Origin of the sequence: Archangium sp. (assembly GCF_045802675.1) — a bacterium.
Classification (GTDB): Bacteria; Myxococcota; Myxococcia; order Myxococcales; family Myxococcaceae; genus Archangium.
The window spans coordinates 1-12,021 of sequence record NZ_JBJMQO010000079.1 but is presented as its reverse complement, the minus strand read 5'-3'; the positions used below and the strand labels follow the sequence as shown (position 1 = coordinate 12,021).

The following is a 12,021-nucleotide window of genomic DNA, read 5'->3' as shown; positions in this document are numbered from 1 at the left end:
CCTGCCCGGCGGCCGTGCGGACTCCAGGTCGCGTGGCCCCGGCCGACCCGGGCCTGTATATTCGGGCCTCCCGGGTTTCTCGGGGGGCCCCCACGGTGAACATCCTCCGGAGCTTTCAAAGCAAGCTCCTCCTCTTCTTCCTGCTCATCGACGTGGCCATGGTCGGGTTCCTGATCGCCACGGTCTCCAGGGGTGCGCGCGAGGCCCTCGAGACGGCGAGCCGGGAGCACCTCCAGGAGCTGTCCCGCTTCGCCGCGCACGACCTGGACGAGCAGCTCCAGCTGCGGTGGACCGCGGCACAGTCCCTCGCCTCCAACCCCTTCATGGTGCGCGGCGTCCTCGAGACGCTGCAACGGAGCGATCCCCTCGAGTCCCCCACGCCGGGGTTGCGCCTGCCGGGCAAGGGCGGTGAGGACGCGGAGCTCTGGCTGCTCGACACCCAGGGGCGGGTCCTCGCCCACGGCGAGCATGCCGGGCATGTGGGCTCCTTCGCGGACGCGCCCTGGTGGCCGCGGGTCCGCGAGGGCGAGCCCCAGGCCCGCGTCGTCCTCGAGCAGGGCCAGCCCCGCGTCGTCTTCGCCTTCCCCATCCTCTCCCAGCAGCACGTGGAGGGGGCGCTCGTCACCCGGTTCGATCTCTCGTTCGTGCGCGGAGGCGCCGCGCGCGAGGGCTTCGAGGTGGTGCTGTTGAACGGGGAGCGCCCGCTGGTAGGCGGCCTGCCCGAGCCGGTGGTGCGCGAGCTGCGCTCCCGGTACTCCGAGTCCAGCGAGCACAACACGGCCCTCATCGACGGGCTGTTCTACCTGCTGGTGCCGGTGGAGGGCTTCGCCCGGCAGCAGGGCTTCGGCTGGTCCCTGGTGCTCTCCGTGCCGGCCGAGCACATCTCCGGCCCGGTGGACGTGCTGCGCCAGCGGATGATCCGGGGCGGGGTGGTGGCGGCGCTCCTCGTGGCGCTGCTGGTCGCCTGGCGCACCCGGCTGTTGCTGCGCCCGCTCCAGCGATTGCAGCTCTCCATGCGGCGCATCATCGACGGGGGAGACCTGAGCGAGCGCATCGAGGTCGCGTCCCGGGACGAGCTGGGCGCCATCGCGGGCACCTTCAACCTGATGCTCGAGCGGCTCGCGCACCGCTCCGCGGAGTTGGAGCGCTCGAGGGACCATCTCTCGCTGCTGGCGCAGATGACCTCCGCCTCGCCCAACGCCACGTTCATGGTGGGCACGGAGGGGTGGATCCACGTGTGGAACGACGCGGCGGAGAAGCTCTTGGGCTGGCCGCGGTTGGACATGCTGGGCGCGCCGTTCCTGGAGCGGGTGGTGCCCGAGGATTCGCGCGAGCACTTCAACGCGCTGGTGGCCCGCGCCGCCAGTGGCGAGCTGGTGGAGGCCGAGCTCTCCCTGCTCACCCGGCAGGCGGGGGCCATTCCCGTGCAGCTCACCGTGTCGCGCATCATCGACGCGGCGGGGCAGGTGCAGGGGACCGTCTGCATCGCGAGGGACCTGCGCGAGGTGAAGCGGTTGCGCGAGTCGCTGGTGCAGTCGGAGAAGATGGCGGCGGTGGGCACGCTCGTGGCCGGCCTGTCGCACGAGCTCAACAACCCGCTGGGCATCATCCTCGGCTTCGCGCAGGGGCTGTTGCGAAAGACAGCGCAGGACGACCTGGCGCGCGTGGCGCTGCTCTCCATCGAGAAGCAGACCCAGCGCTGTGCCGCGCTGGTGCGCACGCTGCTGGAGTTCTCGCGCAAGAGTGGCCCGGCGCGTGAGCGGGTCGATGTCTCCGCGATGCTCGAGCGCGTGCGCGAGCTGGCCAGTGGCCAGGCCGGGCGCGGGCAGGTGCGGTTGGAGATTCTCGAGCTCCCGGCGGAGCTGCCCGGCTGGGAGGCCAACGTGCCGGAGATGGAGGCCGCGCTGCTGAACCTGGTGGGCAACGCGCTGGACGCGACGCCGCCGGGCGGCACGGTGCGTGTCGGGGTGAGGGGCGGCGCGGTGAGCGGGCGCCTCGAGCTGTTCGTGACGGACACGGGCAGCGGCATCGCTCCGGACGTGCTCCAGCGCATCTTCGATCCCTTCTTCAGCACCAAGCCGGTCGGGCAGGGCACGGGCCTGGGGCTGTCCATCACTCGCAGCATCGTCGAGTCGCATGGCGGCCGCATCGACGTGGAGACGGCCTCCGGTGCCGGGACCACGGTGCGATTGCTGTTCCCGGTGGCCCCGGCGCTCCCCACGGAGGCTTCCGCATGAGCACCTCTTCGATGACCCGGACTCCCTCCATGCCCGAGCAGATCCTCGTCGTGGACGATGAGCGGGACATGCGCCTGCTGCTGCGCTACCAGCTGGAGCTGGAGGGCTACACCATCACCGAGGCCTCCGACGGCAAGTCGGCCCTGAAGCTGCTGCGCGAGTGCACGCCCAGCCTGATCATCACCGACGTGCGGATGCCCTTCATGAGCGGGCTCGAGCTGTTGCGCGAGGTGAAGCAGGCCCTGCCCACCACCGAGGTCATCGTCGCCACCGGCTATGCCGAGGTGGAGACGGCCATCGAGTGCATGCGGGCGGGCGCGTTCGACCTCATCCGCAAGCCCTTCGACATCCACGAGATGTATTCGTGCGTGGCGCGAGCGCTGGACCGCTACCGGCTCAACGCCTCGGCGGACCTGGTGCGCACCAGCCAGTCCTTCTTCGCGACGAACGAGTTCGAGCGGCTCCCCCAGGCCATCGTCGAGGGGAGCCGGGGGCTCATGTCCGCGGACGCGGTGGTGCTGCTGATGCCGGACGCGCAGGGCCGGCTCGAGCTGGCGCACGCCCATGGCCTGTCCTCCGAGGCCGAGGCCGCGAAGCTGCGCGAGCTGGGCGAGCGGGTGGTGCAGGCGCTGCCCACCAATCGCACGCCGGCGCTCGCGGTTCCCGGCCTCCCAGATGACCGGCTCGGCCTCGTTCGGGAGCTGGGCATGGACACCTCGCTCATCCTCTATCCGTTGGTCGTGGGCGAGCGGGTGCTCGGGGTGCTGGGATTGATGCGCCGGGCGGCGCCGCGGCTCTTCACCAAGAAGGACCTGGACCGGGTGGCGGTGCTGGCGAGCCACGTGGTGCTCGCGCTGGAGAACGGGCGCCTGGCCTGCCAGCTCGCGGCCTCCGAGCGGCTGGCGACGCTGGGCCAGGTGGCGGCCGGCATCGGGCACGAAATCAACAACCCGTCGGCCTACGTGCTGAGCAACCTGAGCTACATCCGCGAGCAGGTGACGGCGCTGCGCGAGGGCGCCTTGGTGGACCTGGTGGAGCTGGAGCAGGCCGTGCTGGACGCGCGCGAGGGCGCGCTGCGCATCAGTGACATCGTCCGCGACATGCGCTCGATCGCGCGCACGGACGAGGAGGCCGGGGGCTGGTTCGACCTCAACGAGGCCATCCGCTCGGCGCTGCGCATCGCCCGCGTCGAGACGACCCGGCGCGCCATCGTCCAGGCGGACCTGCTGGACGGGCTCGAGGTGCGGGGCAGCCCGGGGCCTGTTTCACAAGTCTTCGTCAACCTGCTCGTCAACGCGGCGCAGGCGCTCGAGGGCTGGCAGGGCTCGCGCCGGGAGATTCGCGTCACCACCCGCCGCGAGGAGGGCCGGGCCGTCATCAAGGTGAGCGACACGGGCCCGGGCATTCCTCCCGAGCTGCTGCCCCGGCTCTTCCAGCCCTTCTTCCCCACGAAGGGCTCGACGGGCACGGGCCTGGGGCTGTCCATCAGCCGCAACATCCTGCGCCGCTTCGGGGGCGACATCGAGGTGAGCAGCGTGCCCGGCGACGGGACGGTGTTCACCGTTTCATTGCCCACGCGTCCGGTGGCCGAGGGCTGACGGGTTCCGGTGGTGCCGGTGGGGCCAGCGGGTTAAGTCTGCCCGCATGAACTTCCGACATCTCGGTAGCAGTGGCTTGATGGTCAGTGAGATTTCCTACGGGAACTGGCTGACCCATGGCTCCCAGGTCGAGGAGACGGCGGCGCTCGCGTGCGTGCGTGCCGCGCTCGACGAGGGGATCACGACCTTCGACACCGCCGACGTCTATGCCGGCACGCGGGCCGAGGAGGTGCTCGGCCGCGCGCTCCAGGGGCAGCGGCGCGAGGGCCTGGAGATCTTCACCAAGGTGTACTGGCCGACGGGGCCGGGGCCCAATGACCGGGGCCTGTCGCGCAAGCACATTCTCGAGTCCATCAACGGCTCGCTGCGGCGGCTGAAGACGGACTACGTGGACCTGTACCAGGCGCACCGCTACGACTTCGAGACGCCGCTCGAGGAGACGATGCAGGCCTTCGCGGACGTGGTGCGGCAGGGCAAGGCGCTCTACATCGGCGTGTCCGAGTGGACGGCCGAGCAGATTCGCGCGGGCGTGACGCTGGCGAAGCAGCTGGGCTTCCAGCTCGTCTCCAGCCAGCCGCAGTACTCGATGCTGTGGCGGGTCATTGAGGCGAAGGTGGTGCCCACCAGTCAGGAGCTGGGGGTGGGGCAGATTGTCTGGTCGCCCATTGCCCAGGGCGTGCTCACGGGCAAGTACAAGCCGGGGCAGAAGCCGCCGGAGGGCAGCCGGGCCACGGACGAGAAGGGCGGCTCGCGCTTCATCCAGCGCTTCATGACGGACGACGTGCTCACGCGGGTGCAGCAGTTGAAGCCGGTGGCGGACGGGGTGGGGCTGTCGCTGGCCCAGTTCGCGGTGGCGTGGGTGCTGCAGAACCCGAACGTGTCCTCGGCCATCATTGGCGCCTCGCGGCCCGAGCAGGTGAAGGAGAACGTCAAGGCCGCGGGCGTGAAGCTGAGCCCGGAGGTCATGCGCCGCATCGACGAGATTCTGGGCCCCGTCGTCGAGCGCGACCCGGAGAAGACGAAGCTGTCCACCCCGGAGAAGCGCCCGTAGTTTTGTCAGGAGCGTGGGCGAGGGGGAGGGCGGCTTCCTCCCCTTGTGGACATGCCGGCAGGCGTGGGGGCGTGAGCCCCTTCCGGGTGACACGCTGCTTGACGCTGGCGATGGCGGCCAGGGCCTGTTTCCGCACCAGATTCCCCCGGCGTAGACGGATCAGCCGACGCTCCGCTTCCTCCACCATCGCCCAACCCAGCGAGGCCTTGGTGGGGTCGTTGTCGGCCGCCCACTCCAGGGTTTCGCAGGCGGCGTGCATGCGGTACTCCAAGCTTGGATAGCCGAGCCGCCGTACGCGGAGCAGTGACCGCTTGTACTCCGCCCAGGTGCGTGCCCCGAAGTACGCGACGGTTAGAATGTCATGGGCGATCAGCCGTTTGATGTGCCGCCGCTCCCACTCCGTCCGGGCTCCCTCCAGTAGCTTCTTCTGGAGAGCCAGGTATTCGTGCTCCGCCGCTTCGAGGGGAACCCCCTCGGAGCCTGGGCCGAAGGCCATGAAGGCCTCGTGGCGCTCCTTGATGACGTGCTGCCAGAAGGGCTCACGGGAAGGTGTCATCGATCAACCCCTGGGCACGGCTTCTTGTTCATGCGCAAGGGCCAGAAGCCATGTTGCTCGCAATAGTCGTACCCGCCGAGGTGATAACCCTTCATGGTGGGGGGTTATCAACACGATCCACTGGGCCGACGTAGCCCAGTGACGAGTGGGTCTCACACGGAGACGGGGACGTCGATGGGGAAGGGGACCACCTCTTCCCCGAGGCGCCGCGAGCGGGCCAGCAATTGGTGGAAGCGCTTCGTCCCGTTGCGCGCGTCGAACTTCGCCGCGATGCCCTCGGCCTGTGACGCAAGCCAGCCGCGCAGTGTGCGCGTCTCGTAGGTGCCCTCGGGCGAGTACATCGTGAAGGTGCGAGGCAGGGAGAGCTCTACCCGCTCGTGCCCCTCCGCCAGCGCCCGCTCCAGCAGGGACAGCGCGGCCGAATGGAAGGTGAAGCGGTCCCGGTGGCTCGCGTGCTCCAGCGCCCAGCCCACGTGGCGCTCGAAGAGCTTCAGTCCCCGCTCCACGTTGGCCGTGAGCGTGAGGAGTTCGAGGTGCTCGCCCACGGTGGCGAGGAACTCCCGGTTGCGCTGCACCAGTCCATAGCCGCGCAGGTGGCAGTCGCGCGCCTGCTCCAACTGTCCGAGCTTGAAGAGCGGATAGAGCACGCTGCCCAGCGTCAGGTGCGGCACCTCCGCGCACCCGGCCCGTCCCTCGAGCAGCGGCCTCGCCTTGCGCAGCGCCAGCTCGTACTCGCCCCGGTCGATGTGGTGGTCCAGCTCGTCATCCAGCTCGCAGGCGCGGCAGTCCGTGAGGTGGTCTCGCGGTGTCTCCACCCATTGGGCCCAGAAGGCCTCGGCCCGGGTGTCGTCGCCCATGTCCCGGGCCGCCTGGTAGCGCAGCTTCAGCACCGCGCGCTGTCCCGCGCCCGCCTTCGCGAAGCACTGCTCCACGTCGTCCAGCGCGCTCTCTATCTGCTTGCGGCTGATGTGGGGGAACTCGTCCAGACGGCCCACCACCCACTTCTGCTTCCACAGCAACTGCTCTGGCGAGTAGCGCTCGGGGTCTCTCAACATCTGACCCCGGCACCACGCGAAGGCGGCCAGCGCCCGGTCCGGAAAGCCGCCGAAGGTGGCCGCTTCGATGAGTGCGTCGCGCACCTCGTAGGCGAGCGGCACGTCGCCGTGCGAATCCGCCAGCCGCGCCGCTTCCTCCAGCGCCATCACCTTCGCCTCGCCGGGCTCCAGCCGCTCCGCGCGCCCGAGCAGGTTCTTCACCTGCTCCCGCCAGTCCTGCTCCGTCAATGTACGCCCCCAGTGCCTTCGTCCTCGTCCAGGCGCGCCGCGATGAGGCCGAGCAGCCCCCGGTTCAGCAGCGTCATCTCCCGCGCGTTGAGCGGGCGGTGCCCCAGCAGCAGGGCCTGGACGTACAACATCTCCACCGACAGCTTGAGCTGCGCCACGTCTCGCACCCGCGCCAGCCGGCGCACCACGGGGTTGCGGTAGTTGAAGCACAGCTGCGGCCGCTCCTCCTCGCGGGACTCGGCCAGCGCGCCCTCCAGCACCGAGGCGTACAGCTCGTCCGTCTCCTCGCGGGCGCGCTCCACGTCCCGCTGGAAGGCCCCGTCGTCCACGTCTCCGTAGAGCGTGGGCACCTCGGCGGGGAGGAACTTCTTGAGCGTCACCTCGCAGCGGAATGGCTCCAGCGCCTCTTCCGCCACCTGCCGCAGCCGCTCCACCGCATGGTGCTCCTCGGCCGTCAGCTCCTCGAAGCCCTGGGGCAGCTGCGCCGCGGAGAAGAGCTCCACCTGCGCGTCCGGCAGCACGCGCGGCAGCTTCTCCAGCAGGGCCGTGTCGTGCGTATAGGCCGCGTTGAGGATGCACAGCCCCTGCGCCGCCGCCACGCGCGCCACCTGCCGGAAGGCATCCAGGGTGTTGACGTAGCGCACCGTGGGGAAGGACTGCCGGTATTGCCCCAGCGTCATCATCCCGAGCGTCGTCTCGAAGGGCAGCCAATTGATGACGAGCCGGTAGAAGTCATCGTCATCCAGCGCGAGCGCCTTCACGGACAGGCCGTGCAGGGCGATGAGGCGCTGGAGGTTGCGCGGGTCGTGGTTCGCCAGGTCCACGAGGTACTGGCGCAGCGACTGGCCGAGCGACTCGCGGGCGCTGGCGAGCGTGGCGTCCTCGTAGAAGGCCTCGCGGCTGGCGGTGGGGCGCAGGCCCTGGGCATTCACCACGCATTTGACGAAGAAGGCCCACTCGGGGAGCAGGTTCTCCGCGCTCTCCGACAGCAGCATGTCCTTGAGGTACACGCGGTGCTTCTGCCGCGCGTTGAAGTGCGGCGAGAAGGGCAGCACGAAGGCCACGCCCTCCACCCCGCCCGCCTCGGCGCGCAGGGGGATGCAGTCCACGAAGTCCAGGCCGAACACCTCGCGCCCGTGGGCCAGCAGCGCCGCACGGCGCTCCGCCGCGCTCTCGTACTGCTGGCGCCAGGGAGGCGGGGCCGCGTTGAGGTGCTCGGTGCGGCCGTCCGCGGTGAGGTGGATGGGGAAGGGCAAGAGGCCCCCGTAGTGCACCGCGAGCTGCCGCACCCGCTCGGCGGCGAAGTAGTCGGCGGCGTCCTCCCGGGCGACGAGGAACACCTGCGTGCCCGGGGACTCCAGCCGGTGCTCGGAAGGCTGCACGGCGTACGTGCCGTCATGCCGGCCCCGCCACTCCATGGTGCGGCCGTCGCCCTTCGCCGAGCGCGTCACCACCAGCAGCTCGTCGCACACCATGAAGCACGACAGCAGGCCGATGCCGAACTGGCCGATGAAGTCGCTCCGGCGCGCCTCGAGCGCCTCGCGCTTGGAGCTCTCGCCGATGGTGGCCAGGAAGCGGTGCAGCTCCTCCTCGGTGAGCCCCACGCCGTCGTCGCTGAAGAGCAGGGTGGGCAGGCCGCCGTCCTGCTTCTCGATGAGCTCCACCCGCACCGAGCCCGGGTGGCCGGGCTCCAGGTGCCGCCGGGCGCGGATGGCGTCGGTGGCGTTCTGCAGCAGCTCGCGCACGAACACGCCGGGCGTGCTGTAGAGGTGGTGGGAGAGGAGGTCGATGACCCCCCGGAGGTTGACCTGGAAGCGATGGTCCACGGGCGCCGGAGCCTATAAGGGTAGGCCGCGAGCCGTACGCCCTCGTGGGTGGCACTGTCCACCGTGCCGTGGACAGCCGCCGGATTTGCCTCTGGACGATTGCCCGCCCGCCGAATATGCGGCCCTTCGACGGCGGGGGCCCGGGTGGCACTGCGGTCAGGCCGCCCGGCTGCTCGGCAACCCGACCGTGGTGCGTATGCACGGGTCCACCGGCTCCGCCTCATGTCCCGGAGGAGGCCGGTGGCGCCCGGGAGGCGAAGTGGGGTATTCCCCGACGAGCCGCCCGGAGCGCGGCCTTGGGAGCGGACTACCGATGGACCTGGGCAAGACGGGTTGGCTCTCCTCGCTGCTCGAGGAGTCGGTGGCGGCCCATGCTCGAGCGCCGGCGCCCGTCGTGGCCCCCGGGCTCTCCGACTCCAGCTCCGGCCGGGCCCGCGCCCGCTCGTACCTGCGGCGGATGCTGCGCGCCAGCGGCCTGCTCTACGGCACGCCCGCGGACGGGGGCACTCCCGGAGAGGGCACGTCCCCCGAGCTTTCCAGCACGGGGGCACCCGAGGAGGTGCTCTTCCGCGCCGTGGTGCGCACCTTCGCGCGCATGGCCCTGGACATCGCATCCCTGGCCGGCGCTCCCGAGGGCCCCCGCCGCGAGCAGCTCCTGCTCCTGCTGGCGGTGCTCACCAACCAGCTCGACGAGGCCGAGGCCCTCCAGGAGAAGGTGCGCCAGGGGCACGAGGTTCCGCGCAAGCTGTGGGGGAAGGTGGAGGACGCGCTGGAGCGCCGCGCCATGTCGCTGGCGGGAGACCCGGCGTACGGGCTGGTGCTGCACAACGGGGCGCTCTACGCGGACGCGCACATGTTCGGCCGGCAGGCGCTCGACTACTTCGCCCGAGGCGGGTTGAACGGGGAGATGGCCCGGCGCCGCATCGACTTCGCGGCGCGGCAGAAGGCGCTGCTGGTGGAGGTGCTCACGGGCCTGGCCTGTGTGGACCGGCAGCCCACGTACTCGGCGCGGCGGGCCATCCTCCGGCAGGTGGAGGACCTGGGGTTGCCGGACGCGCTCGAGAGCGAGCTGCGCACGGCGGTGCGGGAGTCCTTCGATCGCCGCCACTCGTTGAGCGCGGCGGTGAGGAACGTGCGCAGCGTGGACCTGCGGCGTTTCATCCTCGAGCAGACGCTGCTGGCGTCGCTGGTGGATGGGCGGCGCTCGCGAGGGGAGCGGGCCTTCATCGAGCAACTGGCGCAGGCGCTGCGGGTGCCGGAGAGCACGGTGCACCAGTTGGAGCTGGAGGTGGCCGAGTTCTACGCGAAGAACCGCTCGGTGGTGGATGTGTTCACGGTGTCCTCGGCGGCGAACCTGATGGGCGAGGACATGGTGTCCAGCATGCAGAACGCGCTGGAGCGCAACTTCCACCGGCTGATGCAGGAGGTGCGCGAGACGGGGGAGCTGTATCACCTGCTCACCAAGGCCGCGCGCAGGCAGGAGCTGACGGCCGAGGAGCGCCGGCGGATGCGGGCGCAATTGATTGACGTGGCGAAGGCGATTCCGGCGCTCGCCATCTTCGCGGCGCCGGGAGGCATGTTGCTGCTGGTGGCGCTGGCGAAGGTGCTGCCCTTCAACCTGCTGCCGAGCTCCTTCCAGGACGAGCCCGAGCACGCGCCCGTGAGCCCCGAGGAAGACGAGATGGTGAGCGAAGGTGCGCCCTCGGAGCGCAAGGCGGGCTGAGCAATTTTCCCGGCGAGTCGAAGGCATTGGCTTTCTCTCGCGCTTCGTATCATCCCAGGTAGCAGGATGACTGCAGTTCGGTGGGGGCTCTGCTACTGCGATTGAGCTTGCTACCAAGGTGTCGCCTAGTTCTCTGGTTTTTTCTAGCCTTCTATTCGCGCTAGCAACGGCAAGCCTCTTCTCGGGACAAATCGCTGGCAGTTTGGTTGTCACCTCCTATGTTTTGGTGAGTAGCGTTCCAAAGTCATTTAGGAGCCGGCGGTAAGAACCGACATTGAACTGTCCTCCTATGAGTTTCTCGTATGAGGGACGCAGTCGCTCGAAATCGCCGATGCAAGAACTTATGTTTTTGGACGCGACCTCTCTACTAATGACGCCAGGCATGAATAGTACAGGGCCCTCCTCAGTGTCGCCCCCGAAAGAACTGAGAATCTGCGGCAAGAGTTCAGGGTGACTAATTGCGAATTCGGCCAATCTGTCTTGAAGTCTTTCCTGCGGTACGGGCGATGACTTACCAATCAGTACGCATAGCTCAATTGCAGGCATGAAGGTGCGTGACATTTGTTCTGGGACTCGAGCCGAGTCTTGAAACAATGCTCCTGTCTGCAAGCTATGTTCAACGCGCTTGAGTAGCGTGCCAGCAAGTTCAACGAACGGCTCTTCCGTTAGCCAGGGTGTTCTCCTTAGCTTGTTGAACAGCTTGAAGAAATGGTCGACGGGAAGTTGTTCCGTCAAGGCTGCCTTGAGGATCTCGTGGCATGACTCCCTCGCGATCATCATCGCTTGAGTGTTGTCTGCTCGATTAAGATCCGTCACGGCGGTTATCGCAGACTCCAGCAGGCTGAGTACAATCTCTTGGGGGAGTTGTTTGTGTGTTTTGAGAACTCCATTTCCTATGGGCTTTAGGAGATCGAAGCGGGTGAGGGAAAGTCTATATCCAATTTCTGAGACCAACTGATCTTTGGCTTCATCGTCCTTGTTTCGGAATGCCACAACGATGCTTCCGGCAATTCCGTCTTCGTTGGCCGTCTCGGCATAATGCAAGATGTCTCCGAGGATGTTCCCAATCTCTCGGCGCGTGATTGCTCCAATGGGCGGTGCGTAACGAAAATAATTATCGAAAAATTCTGGACTCCGAATCCTCCGATTTTCTGCATCACCTTTACGTGCTCTGGTTGCCGAGGGGTCAGTCAAAGCTCCGAATAGTGATGCTAACAGCGCTCTGATGGATTCTTCAGTCTTGGGGCTAAGCGGGCCTGAATCGCCGCGAACCAGGAAGTCAAGCTCTTTTTCGCGTATGCGCTGCCGATATTCTTTGTCTTCAGGGTCGAAGAGAAAAGACTCGCTATCTGTTAGAAACTTCTTTTGGCGGCGGACTCGGTTGTAGACATCTGGATAGAATATGCGCAACGCCTCAATAAGTGCTGCGTCTGTTGGGTGGACGTCAGGATCGTTTCCAGCGAGCAAAAGCATTCGGAATGCATTGATGTATCTCGCTAGGTCTCTCGGGGTGCGAATTAAGTGTGATAAAATATCTAGTTCGTGTGGCAGATGGGGGGCGGGAGTGAGCTCCGGTGGCAGGAAAAGGTCCCTATTAGTGAGCGCAGCCTTGAGTTGGTCAGACAGTTCATTGATTATTGCGGTTCGATCTGGCAGCGGGACATGCAGGGGGGCTTGAATGATCTTGTCGAGAAATCCTTGTCCGTATCCTTCAGAGATGGCTTTTTCTAGGACATCTCGGACTCGC

The 12,021-nt window shown here is 67.6% G+C and carries 7 protein-coding genes; 4 read left to right on the top strand and 3 right to left on the bottom strand.

Translation table 11 applies throughout. The features are described from left to right. The first annotated feature begins 95 nt into the window (after positions 1-95). Genes ACJ8AN_RS22450 through ACJ8AN_RS22440 form a run of 3 tightly spaced genes read left to right on the top strand, consistent with a single transcriptional unit; the run spans position 96 to position 4,886 of the window. Positions 96-2,237 carry an ATP-binding protein gene (locus ACJ8AN_RS22450; protein WP_407757477.1) on the top strand — a complete coding sequence of 714 codons (2,142 nt, stop codon included), beginning with the start codon at positions 96-98 and terminating at the stop codon, positions 2,235-2,237. Beyond that, the gene (locus ACJ8AN_RS22445) at positions 2,234-3,835 is read left to right on the top strand and encodes a response regulator (protein ID WP_407757476.1); all 1,602 of its coding nucleotides are present in this window, start codon (positions 2,234-2,236) and stop codon (positions 3,833-3,835) included. Before ACJ8AN_RS22450 ends, ACJ8AN_RS22445 begins: the two co-directional genes overlap by 4 nt. Positions 3,836-3,881: 46 nt before the next feature. Continuing rightward, entirely contained in the window at positions 3,882-4,886 is a 1,005-nt protein-coding gene (locus ACJ8AN_RS22440) for an aldo/keto reductase family protein (protein ID WP_407757475.1), read from the top strand. A gap of 708 nt (positions 4,887-5,594) precedes the next feature. On the opposite strand, the gene ACJ8AN_RS22435 is transcribed toward ACJ8AN_RS22440, so the two are convergent. Together ACJ8AN_RS22435 and ACJ8AN_RS22430 are read right to left on the bottom strand one after the other, a co-directional pair. Further along, positions 5,595-6,725, bottom strand: coding sequence for a hypothetical protein (locus tag ACJ8AN_RS22435; RefSeq protein WP_407757474.1), 1,131 nt, complete (start codon positions 6,723-6,725; stop codon positions 5,595-5,597). Beyond that, positions 6,722-8,551, bottom strand: coding sequence for an HSP90 family protein (locus tag ACJ8AN_RS22430; protein WP_407757473.1), 1,830 nt, complete (start codon positions 8,549-8,551; stop codon positions 6,722-6,724). Before ACJ8AN_RS22430 ends, ACJ8AN_RS22435 begins: the two co-directional genes overlap by 4 nt. Positions 8,552-8,864: 313 nt before the next feature. On the opposite strand from ACJ8AN_RS22430, the gene ACJ8AN_RS22425 reads away from it, so the two are divergent. Next, a complete protein-coding gene (locus tag ACJ8AN_RS22425; protein WP_407757472.1) occupies positions 8,865-10,274 on the top strand; it encodes a TerB family tellurite resistance protein in 1,410 nt (469 codons plus the stop codon). A 216-nt stretch (positions 10,275-10,490) separates the two neighbouring features. On the opposite strand, the gene ACJ8AN_RS22420 is transcribed toward ACJ8AN_RS22425, so the two are convergent. Further along, positions 10,491-12,021, bottom strand: a 1,531-nt coding sequence (locus ACJ8AN_RS22420; RefSeq protein WP_407757471.1) for a P-loop NTPase fold protein, incomplete at its 5' end; no start/stop codon positions are given.